An 18553-nucleotide genomic window follows, 5' to 3' on the forward strand; every position below is an offset into this window, starting at 1 on the left:
CGCGGCTCCCGGGAGCGAGTGCCGGCACTGTCGGCGGCGGTGGCTACCGTCGCGCGGGTGAGCTTCGTCCCCATCACCGGCACGGCCGTCTTCCGGCCGGCCGACCCGCCGCGCGAGAGCGTGGTCGAGCTCAGCGACACGCGCCGCACGGTCGAGCTGCCGATGCGGGCGGCGCTGCCGGTGCTGGCCAGGGCACGGGGGCGCGACGACCTCCAGCCCAGCGTCCGGCTGCTGTGCGGCGCCACCCTGCTGGGGCTGCGGCTCGTGGCCGACGGCAAGCTGCGGCCCGACGACGGGTCGTGGCGCATCGCGCCGCTCGACGCCACCGACACCGACCGGGTGGCCCAGCTGGCCGCGTCCCACGACACCGAGGTCGAGGTGGTCCGGCGGGTGCTCGACGCGGTGGCTGACACCGTGCCCCGCGCGGCACCCTCACCCTCGCCCCGAGGCACCCACCGACCCGCCGACCGGCCCAGCGGCCGGCCCAGCGGCCGGCAGACCGAGCCCCGGCCGGTCACCACCGACCCCGACTTCGCGGCCCGGCTGCAGTCCCGGATCGCCCGCCACCGCGCCGGGCCGAGCTCCGAGCTGCCGCAGCTGGTGCGGCTCTCGCTGCGGGTCGAGGCCGACGAGGAGGAGCTGGCCGCCGGGTCGCTCCGGGTCGTCCTCCAGGTGCACGACGAGCAGGACCCGCTCCACCTGTGCGACGCCGCGGTGCTGTTCACGGCCGAGCCGGCCGAGCACGGGTTCGGCGAGCGCGCCCGCACCCACGCCGTCATCGCGCTGCGCGCGGCCGCGGAGGCCTGGCCGGCCCTCGACCGGCTGCTCGAGCTGCGGGTGCCCGACGAGATCACCCTCGACCACGACGGGCTGGTCACCCTGCTCGACGGTGGCGTCGAGGCGCTCGGCGCCCGCGGCGTCGACGTGATGTGGCCGCGCTCCCTGGGGCGCGACCTGACCTCCTCGGCCGTGCTCGACGTCGCCGCGCCCCGGCGCACGACGTCCGGGCGGGTGCGCGAAGAGCCCCTCAACCAGCCCGTCCTGTCGACCGAGGCGCTCTTCAGCTTCCGGTGGCAGCTCGCCCTGCACGGCGACCCGCTGAGCGAGGAGGAGATGGACCAGCTGGCCACCGCGGCGTCGCCGGTCATGCGGCTGCGCGGGGCGTGGACGGTCGTCGACCCCGCCACCGCCCGGCGGGCCCGCAAGCGGCTCATCCGCACCGTCGCGCCGGCCCAGGCGGTGGCCTCGACGCTGACCGGCGTCCTCGAGGTCGAGCCCGGCACCGACACCGCGGTCGTCGTCGGCGCCTCGCTGATGAAGGTGCGCGAGCGGCTGCTGGCCGCCGCGACCACCGACCCGGTCGACCCGCCCGCGGCGCTGCGGGCGCAGCTGCGCGACTACCAGCGTCACGGCCTGACCTGGCTGGCCGAGCTGACCGACCTCGGCCTCGGCGCCTGCCTGGCCGACGACATGGGCCTGGGCAAGACGGTCACCCTCATCGCCCTCCACCTGCACCGTCGCGCCGCCGGCCGCACCGGCCCGACCCTGGTCGTCTGCCCGGCCAGCCTGCTCGGCAACTGGGAGGCCGAGGTGCAGCGCTTCGCCCCCGGCACGCCCGTGCGCCGCTTCCACGGTGGTGCCCGCGACCTGGGCGGGTTCCTCGGGGGCGACGACGGGTTCGTCCTCACCACCTACGGCACCCTGCGCACCAGTCGCGACGACCTGGCCGCGGTGCCGTGGGACCTCGTCGTCGCCGACGAGGCCCAGCACGTCAAGAACCCCGCCTCGGCCACGGCCCGCGCGCTGCGGGCCGTCCCCGGGCCGACCACCGCCCGGGTCGCCCTCACCGGCACCCCGGTCGAGAACGACCTGACCGAGCTGTGGGCGATCCTCGACTGGGTGGTGCCGGGCCTGCTCGGCAGCCGCGGCGCGTTCCGCAAGGCCTGGGCCGCGCCGATCGAGTCGGGCCAGGAGCCCCGCAAGGCGGCCCAGTTCGCCGAGCTGGTCAGCCCCTTCCTGCTGCGCCGGCGCAAGTCCGACCCCGGCATCGCCCCCGAGCTGCCGCCCAAGACCGAGACCGACCACCCGCTGACCCTGGGCCGGGAGCAGGTCGTCCTCTACGAGGCCTTCGTGCGCGACACCATGGAGCGCATCGAGCGCGCCGACGAGGACGCCCGCCGCGGCCTCGTGCTCTCGCTGCTGACCGGCCTCAAGCAGATCTGCAACCACCCGGCGCAGTTCCTCAAGCAGTCGGGCGCGGTGCGGCTGGCGGGTCGCTCGGAGAAGCTCGACCTGCTCGACGAGCTGGTCTCCACCGCCCTCGCCGAGGACGGCGCGGTCCTCGTCTTCACCCAGTACGTCGCCCTGGCCCGGCTGCTCGAGACCCACCTGTCCCGGGGTGGGGTGACCCACCAGCTGCTGCACGGGGGCACGCCCGTCGCCGAGCGGGAGCGGATGGTGGCCCGGTTCCAGGCGGGCGAGGTGCCGGTGTTCCTGCTCTCCCTCAAGGCGGGCGGCACCGGGCTCAACCTGACCCGCGCCGACCACGTCGTCCACGTCGACCGGTGGTGGAACCCCGCCGTCGAGGACCAGGCCACCGACCGCGCCTACCGGATCGGCCAGACCCGGCCCGTCCAGGTCCACCGGATGCTGATGCGCGGCACCGTCGAGGAGCGGGTCGCCGAGCTGCTGGCCCGCAAGCGCGCGCTGGCCGACGCGGTGCTCGGCCGGGGCGAGGCCGCGCTGACCGAGCTCGGCGACGACGAGCTGCGCGACCTCGTCACCTACCGGCCGCGCGCCTGAGGCCCCCGTGACCGTCACCTCCCACCCACCCCTCGCGCCCCGGCGCGGCGCCGCGCGCGCGACCACGTGGTGGGGCAAGGCGTGGGTGCGCGCGCTCGAGGAGGCGGCGTACGCCGAGACCGACCTGCGCCGCGCCCGGTCGCTGGCCCGCAGCGGTGCCGTCGGGGGCATCTCGATCACCACCGGCCGCGTGGTCGCGGCCGTGGCCGACCAGGTCCGCGGCCGCGACGAGGAGCTGCACACCGTCGAGGTCCGGGTGCCGGTGCTCGACGCCGAGGGCCGGGCCGCGCTCGTCGAGGTGGTCGCGGCCGAGGCCGGCCGCATCGGCGCCCTGCTCGCGGGCGACCTGCCCCACGGCCTGGTCGAGCACGCCGACGAGGCCGGCGTCGAGCTGCTGCCCTACGGCACCGAGATGGAGACGACCTGCACGTGCGTGGGCTGGCTCGACCCGTGCCCGCACGCCCTGGCCGTCCTCTCCCAGGTCGCGTGGCTGGTCGACGCCGACCCGCTCGTCCTGCTGCACCTGCGCGGCCTGCCCCGCGACGACCTGCTGGCCCGGCTGCACGCACGGTCGGCCCAGCCCGAGCCGGCCGACGAGCTCGACGCGGCCCACCTCGACACCGCGCTCGACGCGGCCGTGCGGGCGGCGCGCATCCTCGAGCTGCTCGACCGCGACGACGACGCGAGCGTCGACCACCTGCTCTGACCCCGGTGCACCCGACCGGGGCTCGCGCGGGGACGTCGTTCGAGGGGGCGGTGGGGGCGACCGACCCGGATGACGTCCCGCCGAACCGCCTCCGGCGGACGCCCGTCCGGAGCGGTCCCGGTCAGGAGCCGAGCAGCGCGCGCAGGGCCATCTCGGTGAGCACGCCGCGCATCGCCTCGGGCGGCAGCTTGCCGCTGTGGGGCGTGGAGTTGATGAGGCCGAACGCCGCGTGGGCCTGCGCCCGGGCCGCGTCGAGGGCCAGCCGGTCGTCGAGCAGGCGGAGCTGGGCGGCCCACAGGTCGACGTACTCACGCTGGAGCGTGCGCACCCGCTCGCGGGCGTCGTCGGGCAGCGAGGACCAGTCGCGGTCCTGCACCACGATCAGGGCCTGGTGGCGCAGGGCGAAGTCGACGTGCCACGCCACCAGCCGGCGTACGGCGTCGCGCGGGTCGGTGGCGGCGGCGACCCGCTCGCGGCCGACCCGCAGCAGGCGCTCGCTGATGTCGACCAGCATCTCGGCGAGCACCGCGTCCTTGGAGGCGAAGTGCTTGTAGAGCGCGGGTCCGGAGACGCCGCAGGCGGTGCCGAGGTCGGCGACCGAGACGCCGTGGAAGCCCCGCCGGGCGAAGAGCTCCGCCGCCGTGGCGAGGATCTGCTCGCGGCGCGTCGGGGCGGCGGCGGTCTGGGTCACGGGCCCCAGGTTAGCGAGCGTTAACGGGCCTCGACGAACGAGCGGACCACGTCGTGGTAGCCCGGCGGGTCGAGCAGGAACGAGTCGTGCCCCCACGGCGAGGACACCTCGACGTGCCGGGTCTCGGCCCCGGCGGCGGCCAGCAGCGCGTGCGTGCGCGCGGTGTGGGCGGTGGGGAACCGCCAGTCGGAGTCGAAGGAGACGTGCAGGAAGCGGGTGCCGCCGGCGGCCTGGCGGGCGGCGGCCGCGGGGTCGGCGTACAGGTCGAGGTAGTCCATGACCCGGGTCAGGTAGAGGTAGCTCAGCGCGTCGAACCGCTGCAGGAAGACCTCGGCCTGGTGGTCGAGGTAGGCCTCGACCTGGAAGTCGGTGCCGTGCCGGGGCGGGTCGCCCGCGGCGGCCCCGACGCGGTCGCGGCCGAACTTGCGCTCGAGCGACTCCTCCGAGACGTAGGTGATGTGGGCCATCCGGCGGGCGACCGCGAGGCCGCGGTCGGGTCGGACGCCGGCCGCGGCGTACTGGCCGTCCCGGAAGTCGGGGTCGCGCAGGATCGCCTCGCGGGCGACGGCGGAGAAGGCGATGTTCTGGGCGGTGAGGCGGGAGGAGGCGGCCACGACCACGGCCCGGTCGATCGCGGCCGGGTCGTCGAGGACCCACTGCAGCACCTGCATGCCGCCGAGCGACCCGCCCACGGCGGCGTGCACCCGCTCGATCCCGAGGTGGCCGAGCAGCCGCCGCTGCACGCTGACCAGGTCGCGGACGGTGAGCAGCGGGAAGTCGAGGCCCCAGGCGCGGGCGGGGTCGCCGGGGTGGGGCGACGACGGCCCGGTCGTGCCCCGGCAACCGCCCAGCAGGTTGCTGCACACCACGAACCACCGGTCGGTGTCGACGGGCCGGCCGGGACCGACGAGGGAGGACCACCACCCACCCTCACCGGCAGCGTGCGCGTCGCCGGTGAGGGCGTGGCAGACCACGACGACGTTGTCGCGGCCGGGGGCGAGGGTCCCCCAGGTCTCGTAGGCGACCTCGACGTGGTCGAGGCGCCGCCCGTGCTCGAGCAGCAGCGGGTCGTCGGCCGTGGCGACGACGGCCCGCTGCGTCCCGACGAGCAGGGTCACTTGCTCGCGGCGAGGGCCTGGTCGAGGTCGGCGAGGAGGTCCTCGACGTGCTCGATGCCGACCGAGAGCCGGACCATGTCCTCCGGGACCCCCGCGGCCTCGAGCTCCTCCGGCGTCAGCTGGGAGTGCGTCGTGGTGGCGTTGTGGATGGCCAGCGACTTGGCGTCGCCGATGTTGGCCAGGTGGCTGAAGAGCTCGAGGGACTCGATGAACCGCTTCCCGCCCTCGCGGCCGGACTTGAGGCCGAAGCTGAGCAGGCCGCCGTACCCCCGTCCGGTGAGGATGCGGTCGGCGACCTCCTTGTACGGCGAGTCGGGCAGCCCCGGGTAGCTCACCCACGACACCTCGGAGTGGGCGGCGAGGTGCTCGGCGACGGCCAGGGCGTTGGCGCTGTGGCGCTCCATGCGCAGGTGCAGCGTCTCCAGGCCCTGCAGGAACAGCCAGGAGTTCATCGGCGTGATCGCGGCGCCGGTGTTGCGCAGCAGCACGGTGCGGGCGCGGATGATGTAGGCGAGGTTGCCGACGGCCTCGGTCCACACGACGCCGTGGTAGGCCGGGTCGGGACCGGTCAGGCCCGGGAACCGCTCGGCGTGGGCGGCCCAGTCGAAGGTGCCGGCGTCGACGATGACGCCGCCGATCGAGGTGCCGTGGCCGCCGATGAACTTCGTCGCCGAGTGCACCGCCACGTCGGCGCCGTGGTCGAGGACCCGGGCGAGGTACGGCGTGGGCGCGGTGTTGTCGACGACGAGCGGGAGGCCCTGGGCGTGGGCGGCGTCGGCCCAGGCCCGGACGTCGACGACGTTGATGCGCGGGTTGCCCACGGTCTCGGCGAAGACGAGCCGGGTGCGGTCGTCGACGTGGGCGGCCAGCCCGGCCGGGTCCTCGGGGTCGACGAAGCGGACCGTGATGCCGAACTGGGGCAGGGTGTGGGCGAACAGCGCGTAGGTGCCGCCGTACAGGGTGGAGAGGGCGACGATGTTGTCGCCGGCGCCGGCCAGGTTGAGCACGGCGTACGTCGTCGCGGCGGAGCCCGAGGCGGTGGCCAGCGCCCCGACGCCGCCCTCGAGCTGGGCGATGCGCTCCTCGAACACCGACTGGGTCGGGTTCATGATGCGGGTGTAGATGTTGCCGGGCTCGGCCAGCGAGAACAGGTTGGCCGCGTGCTCGGTGTCGTCGAAGACGTAGGACGTGGTCTGGTAGATCGGGACGGCGCGGGCGTTGGTCGTCGGGTCGGCCTGCTCCTGCCCGGCGTGGACGGCGAGGGTCTCGGGGCGGTGGGTCATGGGCGACAAACTAGATCAAGTCACCCGACATTGACCAGGACCTCCGCCCGGTGGACGGCTCGGTTAGCGATCGTTAACCTGCTCGTGTGCCCGACATGAGAGAGCTCGTCGACGAGCTGCGCGAGCGCCTGGCCGCTGCCCGCCAGGGCGGCAGCGAGGCCGCCCGCACCAAGCACACCGACCGCGGCAAGCTGCTGGTCCGCGACCGGGTCGACCGGCTGCTCGACCCCGGCAGCCCGTTCCTGGAGCTGAGCCCGCTCGCCGCCGACGGGATGTACGGCGCCCCCGGCCAGAGTCCGGTGCCGAGCGCCGGCGTCGTCACCGGCATCGGGCGCGTCCACGGCCGCGACGTCGTGGTCGTGGCCAACGACGCCACCGTCAAGGGCGGCACCTACTACCCGATGACGGTCAAGAAGCACCTCCGCGCCCAGCAGGTCGCCAGCGACAACCACCTGCCCTGCGTCTACCTCGTCGACTCCGGCGGCGCGTTCCTGCCGATGCAGGACGACGTCTTCCCCGACCGCGAGCACTTCGGCCGGATCTTCTTCAACCAGGCCAACCTCTCCGCCCGCGGCATCCCGCAGGTCGCCTCGGTGATGGGCTCCTGCACCGCGGGCGGCGCCTATGTGCCGGCGATGAGCGACGAGACCGTCATCGTCAAGGAGCAGGGCACGATCTTCCTCGGCGGGCCGCCGCTCGTGAAGGCCGCGACCGGCGAGGTCGTCACGGCCGAGGAGCTCGGCGGCGGCGACGTGCACGCCCGCCGGTCCGGGGTCGTCGACCACCTGGCCGACGACGACGCCCACGCGCTCTCGATCGTCCGCGGCATCGTCGACACGCTCCCGCGGCCGGCCGCCGCGCCGTGGGAGGTCCGCGAGCCGGAGGAGCCCGCCCTCGACCCGGCCACCCTGTACGACGTCGTCCCGGCCGACACGCGCACGCCGTACGACGTGCGTGAGGTGATCCGGCGGCTCGTCGACGGCAGCCGGTTCCAGGAGTTCAAGGCGCTGTACGCCGAGACGCTGGTCTGCGGCTTCGCCCACGTGTGGGGCCACCCGGTCGGGATCGTGGCCAACAACGGCATCCTGTTCAGCGAGTCGGCACGCAAGGGCGCGCACTTCGTCGAGCTGTGCAACCAGCGCGGCATCCCGCTGGTCTTCCTGCAGAACATCACCGGCTTCATGGTCGGCAAGGAGTACGAGAACGCCGGCATCGCCCGCGACGGCGCCAAGCTGGTCACCGCGGTCGCCTGCTCGGTCGTGCCGAAGCTCACCGTGGTCATCGGCGGCTCGTTCGGCGCCGGCAACTACGGCATGTGCGGGCGCGCCTACGACCCGCGCTTCCTGTGGATGTGGCCCAACGCGCGCATCTCGGTCATGGGCGGCGAGCAGGCCGCGTCGGTGCTGGCGACCGTGGCCGGCCGACCGGACGACGAGGACTTCAAGGCCCCGATCCGCGAGCAGTACGAGACCCAGGGCTCGCCGTACTACGCCACCGCGCGGCTCTGGGACGACGGCGTCATCGACCCCGTCGACACCCGCCGGGTGCTCGGCATGGGGCTCGAGGCGGCGTCGCACGCGCCCGTGCCCCAGCCCTCCTACGGCATCTTCCGGATGTGAGGCGCTGATGAGCCTGCAGATGCAGACCCTGCTGGTCGCCAACCGCGGCGAGATCGCGCTGCGCATCATGCGCACCGCGGCCCGCCTCGGCGTGCGCACCGTCGCGGTCCACACCGACCTCGACGCCGACGCCCCCCACGTCCGGGCCGCCGACCACGCGGTTCGCGTGCCGTCGTACCTCGACGTCGACGCGGTCGTGGCGGCCGCCATCGAGACCGAGGCCGACGCGGTGCACCCGGGCTACGGGTTCCTCTCCGAGCGCTCGGCCTTCGCGGCCGCGCTCGAGGCGGCCGGGGTCACCCTGGTCGGCCCGAGCGCCGCGGTCATGGAGCAGATGGGCCGCAAGGACCTGGCCCGCGACGTCGCGGTCGCCGCCGGAGTGCCGGTCGTGCCGACCGGCGCCGAGGCCGACTACCCGGTGCTGGTCAAGGCCGCCGCCGGTGGCGGTGGCAAGGGCATGCGGGTCGTGCGCAGCGAGGCGGAGATGGCCGAGGCGACCGCGGCGGCCCAGCGCGAGGCGGCCAGCGCATTCGGCGACGACACCATGCTCGTCGAGAAGTACGTCGAGTCCGGCCGGCACGTCGAGGTGCAGGTCATGGGCGACGTCCACGGCACCGTGCTCCACCTCGGCGAGCGCGACTGCTCCACCCAACGCCGCCACCAGAAGGTGCTCGAGGAGGCGCCCGCGCCGACCCTCGACGAGGCCACCCGCGCCCGGGTGCGGCAGGCCGCGGTCGACCTGGCCGCGCACGTCGGCTACACCGGCGCCGGCACGGTGGAGTTCCTGCTCGACAACGCGACCGGCGAGTTCTACTTCCTGGAGATGAACACCCGGCTGCAGGTCGAGCACCCGGTCACCGAGCTGGTGACGGGCCTCGACCTCGTCGAGCTGCAGCTGCGGGTCGCCGCCGGCGAGCCGCTGCCGCTGGCCCAGGACGACGTCGTGCTCACCGGGCACGCCATCGAGGCCCGGGTGTACGCCGAGGACTCCTTCGGCGGGTTCCTCCCGCAGGCCGGTCGCGCCACGACCGTGGTCTGGCCGACCGGACCCGGCGTCCGGGTCGACCAGGCGCTCGAGAGCGGGCAGACCGTCTCGACGGCGTACGACCCGATGCTGGGCAAGGTCGTCGCCCACGGCCCCGACCGCGAAGCGGCCCGGCGCACGCTGGTCGCCGCGCTCGACCGGACGGCGGTGCTGGGCCTGACGACCAACGCCGGGTTCCTCCGGGTGCTGGCGGCCTCGGAGGAGTTCCGCGACGCCACCATCGACACGGCCTGGCTCGACCACCACGAGGTCCCCGCCCCCGACGCAGGCCCCGCCCGGCGAGCCGCGGCCCGCGCCCTGCACGACGCGCAGCGCGAGCGCCGGGGACCGTTCGCCTCCGACGGGTTCCGCCTCGGCGGGCCCCCCGCGCCCGTCGTCGTCGACCTCGACGAGCGGGTCGTCCTCGACGGCCCGACGCCCGTGCCCGCCGCGGCGCTCGTCACCCCGGGCCGGGTCGAGGTCGCGCTCGAGGGCCAGCGCTTCGTCTTCGAGCCCGCCGACGCCCGTGCGCCGTCGGCCGCGGTCGGCGACGGCACCCTGCTGGCCCCGATGCCCGGCACCGTCCTCGACGTCCGCGTCGCCGCGGGTGAGGCGGTGGCGGAGGGCCAGGTGCTCGGCACGATGGAGGCGATGAAGATGGAGCTCTCCCTCACCGCCCCCTTCGCCGGCACGGTCACCGACGTCGGCGCCGCCGCCGGCGCCCAGGTGCCCCTCGGCGCGCCGCTGTTCGTGGTCGAGGCCGATGCGGCGGGTGACGCGTGACCGCCGGGTCCGAGTACCCCGTGAACCAGCGACCGCTGCCCATGGTGGTCCCCGAGCCCGGGCTGCCCGAGCGCGTGACGATCTACGAGGTCGGCGCCCGCGACGGCCTGCAGAACGAGTCCGCCACCATCCCGGTCGAGGTCAAGGAGGAGCTGGTCCGCCGGCTCCTCGCCGCCGGGCTCACGACCGTGGAGGCGACGAGCTTCGTGCACCCGCGGTGGGTGCCCCAGCTGGCCGACGCCGCCGAGCTGATGACCCGGCTCGGCGACCTCGGCACCCACCTGCCCGTGCTCGTGCCCAACGAGCGCGGCCTCGACCGGGCGCTCGAGCTGGGGCTGCGCCACGTGGCGGTGTTCGGGTCGGCCACCGAGACCTTCGCGCAGCGCAACCTCAACCGGTCCTACGACGAGCAGTTCGCGATGTTCGAGCCGACGGTCACCCGGGCGCTCGACGCCGGCCTCGACGTCCGCGCCTACGTCTCGATGTGCTTCGGCGACCCCTGGGAGGGCGCGGTGCCGATCGACCAGGTCGTGGCCGCGGGCCGGCGGCTGCTCGACCTGGGCGCCTCCGAGCTCAGCCTCGGCGACACCATCGGCACCGGCACCCCCGGCCACGTCACCGCGCTGGTGCGCGCCTTCGGCGACGCGGGCGTCGGCCCCGACCGGCTGGCCCTTCACTTCCACGACACCTACGGCCAGGCGCTCGGCAACGTCCAGGCCGGCCTGCGCGCCGGCGTGACGACGTACGACGCCAGCGCGGGCGGCCTGGGCGGCTGCCCCTACGCCAAGTCGGCCACCGGCAACCTCGCCACCGAGGACCTGGTGTGGATGCTGACCGGCCTCGGGATCGAGCACGGCGTCGACCTCGACGCCGTCGTGGCCACCAGCACCTGGGTCGCCGGCCACCTCGGCCGCCCCAGCCCGTCCGCGGTGGTCCGCGCCCTCGGCACCCCCCGCCTGACCCCGGGACGGCGGTAGTCCCTGGCAAGGATCACGGGTGCCGGTCCGCAGACCCGTGATCCTCGCCAGGGACTACCGCCCCTGGCGAGGCGACCTACGGTGGGGGACGTGACGCTGCTCTCACCCATCGCCATCGCCGAGGACCAGCGCGAGCTCGCCCAGGTGGCGGCCGACCTGCTCGAGCGCCGCGGCGCCCGCGCCGCGGGCCGGGCCCTGCTCGACGCGGAGGAGGAGAGCCTCCCGCCCTGGTGGGCCGAGACGTGCGAGCTCGGCTGGACCGGGCTGCACCTGCCGGAGGAGCACGGCGGGTCCGGGTTCTCCCTGCTCGACCTGGCCGTGGTGGTGGAGCAGCACGGCCGCACCATCGCGCCCGGCCCTTTCGTCCCCACCGTGGCCGCGAGCGCGGCGCTGGCGGCCACCGCGACCGCCGAGCAGCAGGGGCGGTGGCTGCCCGGCCTCGCCGCCGGCACGACGGTCGGGGCCCTGGCCCTGGCCGGCGACCTCCGCCTCGACGGGTCCACCGCCAGCGGCGACGCGGGCCTCGTGCTCGGCGGCGGCCTCGCCGACCTGCTCGTGCTGCGGGCCGGTGACGACCTCGTCGTCGTCGAGGCCACCGCCGAGGGCGTCACCATCACCCGGCCGCAGTGCCTCGACCGCGGCCGCCGGTCTGCCCGCGTCACGCTCGACGGCGCGACCGTCGAGGTCGTGCCGGGGGCCGCGGCCACCGCCCGCGACCTGCGGCGCACGCTGCTGGCCGCCGAGGCGGCCGGCCTGGCCCGCACCGCGACCGAGGAGGCGGCGGCGTACGCCCGGGAGCGCCAGCAGTTCGGCCGCCCCATCGCGATGTTCCAGGCCGTCAAGCACCACTGCGCCGACATGGCCGCCGCCACCGAGCTGACCACCGCGGCCGCCTGGGACGCCGCCCGCGCCGCGGCGTCCGGCGGCGACCAGCTCGCCTACGCCGCCGCGGTGGCCGCCACCGTGGCCGCCCCCGCGGTCGACCGGTGCGCCAACCTCGGCACCCAGGTCCACGGCGGCATCGCCATCACCTGGGAGCACGACGCCCACCTCGTCCAGCGCCGCGCCACCACGATCGCCCACCTCCTCGACGCCCCCACGGCCACCGACGACCTGTGCTCCACCGTGCGGGCCGGCACCGTCCGGGCCCGCGGCGTCGAGCTGCCGCCCGAGGCCGCGCAGGTGCGCGCGGAGGTGCGCGAGGTCGTCGCCGGCCTCGCCGACCTCGACGAGGCGCAGCAGCGCGACCGCCTCCTCGAGACCGGGTACGCCGTCCCGCACTGGCCCCGGCCCTGGGGCCGCGCCGCCGGGGCGGTCGAGCAGCTCGTCATCGAGCAGGAGCTCGCCGACGCGGGGGTCAGGCGGCCCTCGTACGGCATCACGTCCTGGAACGTCCTCACCGTCCTCCAGCACGGCACCCCCGAGCAGGCCGAGCGGTGGGTCGGCCCCGCGCTGCGCCAGGAGGAGCAGTGGTGCCAGCTCTTCAGCGAGCCCGCCGCGGGCTCCGACGCGGCCGGCGTGACCACCAGGGCCGTCCGCACCGACGGCGGCTGGGTGCTCGACGGCCAGAAGGTGTGGACCTCCGGCGCCCACCGCTCGGCCTGGGGCTTCGCCACCGTGCGCACCGACCCCGACGCGCCCAAGCACCGCGGCATCACCACGATGGTCGTCGACATGCACGCCGACGGCGTCGAGGTGCGCCCCATCGTGCAGGCCAACGGCGCGTCCGACTTCAACGAGGTCTTCCTCACCGGCGTCCACGTGCCCGACGACCAGGTCGTCGGCGAGGTCGACCGGGGCTGGACCGTCGCCCGGGCCACGCTCGGCAACGAGAGCGTCAGCATCGGCGGCAGCGCCACCAGCCTGTCCTTCCCCGCCGACCTCCTCCTCGCGGCACACGACGACCACCCCGACCGCCTCGTCGGCGGCAGCGCCCGCGTGGGCGCCTACGTCGCCGGGCTGCAGGCCGTCTCGCTGCTCGACCTGCGCAGCGCCCAGCGCTCGGTCGAGGGCGGCGAGCCCGGCCCGGAGGGCGCGATCACCAAGCTCGCGCTCTCCGAGCTCGGCCACGACGCCGCGGCGATCATGGCCGAGCTGGCCGGTGAGGAGGTGCTGCTCACCGAGGACGGCGGCGCGATGTCGAGCATGCTCGTGCTGATGCACCGCGCGATCTCGATCGCCGGCGGCACCTCGGAGATCAAGCGCAACCAGATCGGCGAGCGCATCCTCGGCCTGCCCCGCGACCCGCTGCTGACCTGACCCGCCTGACCCACCTGACCCGCCGGTAGCCTGACCGCGTGAGCCGGAAGGTCTACCTCCACGTGGGGGCACCCAAGACCGGCACCACCTACCTGCAGGACCGCCTGGCACTCAACGCGGCCACCCTCGCCGACCACGGCGTGCACTTCCCGAGCCGGCACGCCCTGGCCGACCCGGCGCTGAGCCAGTTCCGCGCCGCGATCGACCTGATGGGCCAGGACTGGGGTGGTCCGCCGGGCCACGCCAAGGGCGCCTGGCCCGCGCTCGTGCGCCGCATCGGCCGCCTCGAGGGCACCGTCGTGGTCAGCCACGAGGTGCTCGCCCCGGCCGCCGCCGAGCACGTGCAGCGCGCGATGGCCGACCTGACCGCACTCGGCGGCACCGAGGTCCACGTCGTCTACTCCGTGCGCGACCCCGCCCGCCAGGTGCCGGCCGCGTGGCAGGAGGCGATCAAGCAGGGCGGCCTGTCGACCTACCGCCGCTACACGCGGCTGATGACCCGCGGCAACATCTTCTTCGCCCGCGCCTTCGACCTGCCCCGGGTGCTCGAGACGTGGGGCAGCGGGCTGCCGCGCGACCGCGTCCACGTCGTCACCGTGCCGCAGGCGCGGGGCGACGAGCTGTGGCTGCGCTCGTGCGCCGCGCTCGGCATCGACCCCGCCTGGGCGCCGCGCGACAGCGAGGCCGTCAACCGGTCGATGGGCGTCGCCGAGACCACGGTGCTCCGCCGCCTCAACCGCCGCCTCGAGGACGCCTCGCGCAAGGACGCCTCCTACGACCGCGTCGTCCGCGAGACCCTCGTCCAGGGGATGCTGGCCAACCGGCGCGGCACCCGCGTCCAGCTGCCGCCCGACATGCACCCGTGGGCCGTCGCCGAGGCCGAGCGCTGGACCGCCTGGCTGCGCGAGTCGGGCGTCCACGTCGTCGGCGACCTCGACGACCTCCTGCCCCGGCCCACCGACGCCGCGTCGTACGTCGACCCCGAGCGGGTCTCGCCCAAGGCCCAGCTCGGCGCCGCGCTCGACGCCCTCGCGGTGATGACCGGCGAGGCGGCCCGCCGCGACGACCCCGACGCCCGGCTGCGGGTGCGGCTGCGCGAGCGCGTGACCGACCGCCTCCACGACCGGCTGCGCCGATGAGCGACCCGACCGACCGGCCCGACGGGCCCGACGGGGCGGGGGAGCGCCGCGCCTGGGGCTGGGTGGCCTCCCTGCGCGCGGGCGGCACGACCCCGTGGGCCGACTGGCGCGACGAGGCCGAGCGCGGCAGCCGCTTCCTGCCCGGCGCCCAGCAGCTCGAGCTCCTGCGCCGGGTCAACCTGCTCGGGCGACCGGGTCCCGCGCTGGTCGAGCGGGTGCTGGCCGCCAGTGCCCCCGGCCGCGGCCGCCCCGACCTGCTGCTGGCCGGGGCGAGCCGGCCGACGTCGTACGGCCCGCGTCCGGTCGATCCCGGCGACCTGCCCGCCACCGAGCTGCTCCGCGTCGCCACCAACCTGATCGCCGAGGACGTCGTCGCGGCCGGGCTGCCGGAGGTCCAGGTGCCGCGGCTCAACCGGCCGTGGCGGCCCTACGAGGTCGCCGGCGTGCGCTGGCTGGCCGGGCCCGTGCGCGACCAGATGGTCCGGCGCGGACGGCGGCCCGGTGGCCGCGGGTTCGTCGCGACCATCGTCGGGGCCGACGTCGCGACGATGGTCGAGCTGGCCTGGGTCTCGCGCTGCTTCGACGAGGGTGGCCCCGACTGGTCGTCGTGGATCGGCGGCGCCACCCGGCGGCCGACGCCGCCGCCGCGCGCCGACCTGCCCGACATGGCCGCCACCTGGGCCGGTGGCCTCGGCGCCCACCGGGTGCAGGTCGTGCTCGACCACGACCGGCTGCCCTACGCCCTGGGCACCCGCCGGGCCCTCGCGCCCGCCCCGGTGCCGTCGGCCGACGCGGCCGAGCTGGCCCGCTGGGTGACCGCCCCGCTCGGGCTGCTCGTGCTGCCCCAGGAGCAGGCCGAGCTCCTCCGCCGCACCCTGCTGCCCTGGCTGCTGCGCCACCCCGGGCCGCCCGTGCGCCTCGACGTCGAGCAGCGGGCCTGGGCCGCCGACCTGGCCGGGCGCATGGCGCGCACCCTCCGCGACGCTGAGTACGCTGTGCTCGGCAGCACCGACCTGCTGGTGCCGGCGCCCGCGGCGCGCACCCAGGGCTCGGCCGGCCCCGACGACGACCGGGTGCTCGAGCTCGCGGTCCGGCTGCTGCTGGAGCGCGGCGAGCGGACGACAGGAGCGGCGGTGGCACGCAGGTGACACGCAAGGTGGTCCTCCACGTCGGCACGCCGAAGACCGGCACGTCGTACGTCCAGGACGTGTTGTTCAAGAACCGGCCGACCCTGCTCGAGCACGGCATCCTCTACCCCGCGGAGCGGTTCGACGCGCACTTCCTGGCCGCGCTCGACCTGATGCGGCTGCCGTGGGGCGGGCTGCAGAGCGAGGCCATCGGCGCCTGGGACCGGCTCGCCGCCACCGTGCGCGCCCATCCCGGCACCGCGATCATCAGCCACGAGATCCTGGCCACCGCCTCCCGCTCGCAGGTCGGCCGCGCCCTCGACTCCCTCGGCCTCGGTCGGGCCGACGAGCCCGAGATCCACGTGGTGCTCTCGGTGCGCGACCTGGTGCGCCAGATCCCCGCGGAGTGGCAGGAGAACGTCAAGCACCGCCGGACGTTCACCTACGAGCGGTTCCTCGAGCTGATCCGCGACCCCGAGCGGGAGAGCCGCATCGCCACCTGGTTCTGGGGCGTGCAGGAGATCCCCGACATCCTCGACCGCTGGGCGGGCGACCTCCCGCCCGAGCGGGTCCACCTCGTGACCGTGCCGCCGCCGGGCGGCGCCCCCGACCTGCTGTGGAAGCGGTTCAGCCGGGCCCTGGGGCTCGACGGCATCGACCTCGACCTCCAGACCGACCGGTCCAACCCCTCGCTGGGCGTCCCGGAGATCGCGCTGGTGCGCCGCATCAACCGGATGACCAACAAGGAGCTCGCACCCGCGCACTACCGACCGCTCGTGCGCGAGATGCTGGCCCACCAGACCCTCTCCCAGCGGCGCGACTCGCCCCGGCTGAGCCTGCCCCCCGACCTGCGGCCGTGGGTCGAGGAGCTCGAGCGGAGCTGGGTCGCGGAGGTCTCGCGCCGCGGGTACGACGTCGTCGGCGACGTCGAGGAGCTCGTCGGCACCACGACGCAGCGCTGGGCCGACCCCGACAAGCCGGCCGAGAAGGCCGTGGCGTGGGCCGGCCTCGACGCCATCCGGGTGCTGCTGCTCGACAACGCCCGGCTGATGGGCGAGGAGGAGCGGCTGCGCGCCGAGCTCGACGAGGCCCGCGCGGCCCTCGAGCGCGCCTACCTCCGCCCGACGTACAAGGCCCGCGAGAAGGTCGTGCGCCGCCTCGAGACCAGCGAGGGCGGCCGCAAGGTGATGGCGGGCTACCGCGCCTTGCGCGGCAGGAGCTCCCGCTCGGCGTAGCGGCCCACCTGGAAGGTCGCCCACCCGTCGGCGCCGCCGCCGACGACGCCACCGAGCCCCGGCACCCGCCGGCCGACGCTGGCCGCGAGGCGGCGACCGGTGAGCCGGCTGATGAGGTGGCGGGCCACCGCGGTGGAGACGGTCGCGTCGATGGTGGCGTCGTGCACGGGCGCGGTGGCCAGGGCCATCGGCGGCGCCGGCAGCGTCCGGGACGCGACCAGCCGGGTCACCTGCTCCTCGCCGAGGAGCGTCGTCAGCACGGCGTTGTGGGTGCGCGGGTCGGTGAGGTCGTAGCCCCGCAGGTGGGCCACGCCCGCCACCATCCGGCACTGGATGAGCGCGAGACCGGCCAGGTTGGCCGGCACCGCGACCGGCATCGTCACCAGGCCGCCCAGGTTGGTCAGGAAGCCCGACCCGCCGGCGTACCGGGTGTGCTGGTCGACCAGGGCTCGAGCCGCCGCGCCCACGTCACCGTCGCGGTCGTCGCGGTAGCGCTCGGCCGTGGTGCGGGCCGGCGGCAGCGGACCGGCGCCGTCGAGCGCCCGCTGCAGCGCCTCGCGGACGAAGGAGGTGGTCAGCCCGGGCGCGACGTCGGTGACCCGTGGCGCCAGCGCGGCGCCGAGCTGCTTGCCGATGGTCCGGGAGACACCCATGCCCCGATCGTAGGTGGACCACGGGCGGGCGCCCCGGGGCCTACGCTCGCCCCATGCCCGTCGAGCCCCCGCCCTCCCGCTGGGTCCTGCCCGGTCGGGAGTCGCTGGTCGCGGCCGACGACGACGAGGCCGACGACCTCGTCGGGGTCGGGGCCGACCTGGAGCCGGGCACCGTGCTCGCGGCCTACCGCTCCGGGCTGTTCCCGATGCCGCTGGGCGAGCCGGGTGCGCTGGCCTCCCGGCTCGGTCGTGACCCCGTCGGCTGGTGGTCACCGGTCGAGCGCGGCGTCATCGAGCTCGACGGCCTGAAGGTCTCCCGGTCGCTGCGGCGGGCCTGCCGCGACTTCGAGGTGCGGGTCGACACCGCCTTCGAGGAGGTGATCGACGCCTGTGCCGACCCCGACCGGCCGCACGGCTGGATCGACCGGCGCATCCGGGCGGCGTACTGCCGGCTGCACGAGCTGGGCTGGGCGCACTCGGTGGAGACCTGGCGCGACGGCCGGCTCGAGGGCGGGCTCTACGGCCTCGCCATCGGGGGCCTGTTCGCCGGGGAGTCGATGTTCCACCGGGCGCGCGACGCCTCCAAGGTCGCACTCGTCGGGCTGCTCGACGTGCTGCGCGACGAGCACGCGGCCGACCGCCTGGTCGACGTGCAGTGGGTGACCCCGCACCTGGCGTCGCTGGGCGCCGTCGAGCTCGACCGCGACGCCTACCTCGACCGGCTGCCCGGCCTGCTCGACGTCCCGCTGCCGGAGCCCTGGCGGTAGTCGGGCCGGACGGGGCAGGTCGGACGAGGTCAGACCACCGCGGGCGGCTGGCCCGTCTCGCTCACCATCGGTCGGCCCGCGGCCTCCCACTCGAGCATGCCGCCGTCGAGGTTGACCACGTCGTGGCCCTGCTGGTGCAGCCAGGCCACCGCCTGCCCCGACCGGCCGCCGACCTTGCAGACCACCAGGACCTGGCCCTCGGGGAGCTCGTCGAGGCGCTGCGTCAGCTCGCCGAGCGGCACGTGCTGCGCGCCCTCGATGTGCCCGGCGTCCCACTCCACCTGCTCGCGCACGTCGAGGACGTGCAGGCCCTCGGGCAGCGGGTCGGGGACCCCGGACATCGACACGGTGGGCACGGCAGGCACGTCCC

At 75.6% G+C, this 18553-nt stretch carries 15 protein-coding genes; 10 read left to right on the forward strand and 5 right to left on the reverse strand.

Annotated features, from left to right (window positions below; translation table 11 throughout):
- The first annotated feature begins 57 nt into the window (after positions 1-57).
- Both FJQ57_RS10080 and FJQ57_RS10085 read left to right on the forward strand, forming a co-directional pair.
- Positions 58-2802, forward strand: a complete 2745-nt coding sequence (locus FJQ57_RS10080) for a DEAD/DEAH box helicase (RefSeq protein ID WP_139979791.1) — start codon at positions 58-60, stop codon at positions 2800-2802.
- Between the two features lie 7 nt (positions 2803-2809).
- Complete coding sequence (locus tag FJQ57_RS10085) at positions 2810-3508, forward strand: SWIM zinc finger family protein (protein ID WP_139979793.1); 699 nt, start codon at positions 2810-2812, stop codon at positions 3506-3508.
- A 121-nt stretch (positions 3509-3629) separates the two neighbouring features.
- On the opposite strand, the gene FJQ57_RS10090 is transcribed toward FJQ57_RS10085, so the two are convergent.
- From FJQ57_RS10090 to FJQ57_RS10100, 3 genes are read right to left on the reverse strand one after another with little or no spacing between them, the layout of a single operon-like run.
- A complete protein-coding gene (locus FJQ57_RS10090; RefSeq protein ID WP_139979795.1) occupies positions 3630-4199 on the reverse strand; it encodes an SACE_7040 family transcriptional regulator in 570 nt (189 codons plus the stop codon).
- A 20-nt stretch (positions 4200-4219) separates the two neighbouring features.
- Complete coding sequence (gene metX / locus FJQ57_RS10095) at positions 4220-5317, reverse strand: homoserine O-acetyltransferase MetX (protein ID WP_139979797.1); 1098 nt, start codon at positions 5315-5317, stop codon at positions 4220-4222.
- Positions 5314-6600, reverse strand: coding sequence for an O-acetylhomoserine aminocarboxypropyltransferase/cysteine synthase family protein (locus tag FJQ57_RS10100; protein WP_139979799.1), 1287 nt, complete (start codon positions 6598-6600; stop codon positions 5314-5316). Before FJQ57_RS10100 ends, metX begins: the two co-directional genes overlap by 4 nt.
- 95 nt (positions 6601-6695) lie before the next feature.
- Here FJQ57_RS10100 and FJQ57_RS10105 point away from each other — a divergent pair, with 95 nt between their 5' ends.
- The 7 genes from FJQ57_RS10105 to FJQ57_RS10135 all read left to right on the forward strand — a co-directional run bounded on the left by FJQ57_RS10105 (position 6696) and on the right by FJQ57_RS10135 (position 16763).
- Positions 6696-8219, forward strand: a complete 1524-nt coding sequence (locus FJQ57_RS10105; RefSeq protein ID WP_139980594.1) for an acyl-CoA carboxylase subunit beta — start codon at positions 6696-6698, stop codon at positions 8217-8219.
- A 7-nt stretch (positions 8220-8226) separates the two neighbouring features.
- Complete coding sequence (locus FJQ57_RS10110; protein ID WP_139979801.1) at positions 8227-10026, forward strand: acetyl/propionyl/methylcrotonyl-CoA carboxylase subunit alpha; 1800 nt, start codon at positions 8227-8229, stop codon at positions 10024-10026.
- Between the two features lie 20 nt (positions 10027-10046).
- Entirely contained in the window at positions 10047-11003 is a 957-nt protein-coding gene (locus FJQ57_RS10115) for a hydroxymethylglutaryl-CoA lyase (RefSeq protein WP_246081727.1), read from the forward strand.
- A 90-nt stretch (positions 11004-11093) separates the two neighbouring features.
- Positions 11094-13262, forward strand: coding sequence for an acyl-CoA dehydrogenase family protein (locus FJQ57_RS10120; RefSeq protein ID WP_246081728.1), 2169 nt, complete (start codon positions 11094-11096; stop codon positions 13260-13262).
- A gap of 38 nt (positions 13263-13300) precedes the next feature.
- Complete coding sequence (locus tag FJQ57_RS10125) at positions 13301-14401, forward strand: hypothetical protein (RefSeq protein ID WP_139979803.1); 1101 nt, start codon at positions 13301-13303, stop codon at positions 14399-14401.
- The gene (locus tag FJQ57_RS10130; protein WP_139979805.1) at positions 14398-15549 is read left to right on the forward strand and encodes a hypothetical protein; all 1152 of its coding nucleotides are present in this window, start codon (positions 14398-14400) and stop codon (positions 15547-15549) included. The genes FJQ57_RS10125 and FJQ57_RS10130 overlap by 4 nt, the downstream gene beginning before the upstream one ends.
- On the forward strand, positions 15546-16763 hold the full coding sequence (locus FJQ57_RS10135) for a hypothetical protein (RefSeq protein WP_139979807.1): 1218 nt from the start codon (positions 15546-15548) through the stop codon (positions 16761-16763). The genes FJQ57_RS10130 and FJQ57_RS10135 overlap by 4 nt, the downstream gene beginning before the upstream one ends.
- Here FJQ57_RS10135 and FJQ57_RS10140 read toward each other — a convergent pair.
- Positions 16724-17416, reverse strand: coding sequence for an EcsC family protein (locus FJQ57_RS10140; RefSeq protein ID WP_139979809.1), 693 nt, complete (start codon positions 17414-17416; stop codon positions 16724-16726). The two genes, FJQ57_RS10135 and FJQ57_RS10140, sit on opposite strands and share 40 nt — an antisense overlap.
- 53 nt (positions 17417-17469) lie before the next feature.
- Here FJQ57_RS10140 and aat point away from each other — a divergent pair, with 53 nt between their 5' ends.
- Positions 17470-18183 (forward strand): leucyl/phenylalanyl-tRNA--protein transferase, encoded by a 714-nt coding sequence (gene aat / locus FJQ57_RS10145; RefSeq protein ID WP_139979811.1) that lies wholly within the window; start codon positions 17470-17472, stop codon positions 18181-18183.
- 29 nt (positions 18184-18212) lie between these two features.
- Here aat and FJQ57_RS10150 read toward each other — a convergent pair whose 3' ends face one another.
- Entirely contained in the window at positions 18213-18548 is a 336-nt protein-coding gene (locus FJQ57_RS10150; RefSeq protein WP_246081729.1) for a rhodanese-like domain-containing protein, read from the reverse strand.
- Positions 18549-18553 lie beyond the last annotated feature (5 nt).

Source organism: Nocardioides litoris (assembly GCF_006346315.1).
GTDB lineage: Bacteria > Actinomycetota > Actinomycetes > Propionibacteriales > Nocardioidaceae > Nocardioides > Nocardioides litoris.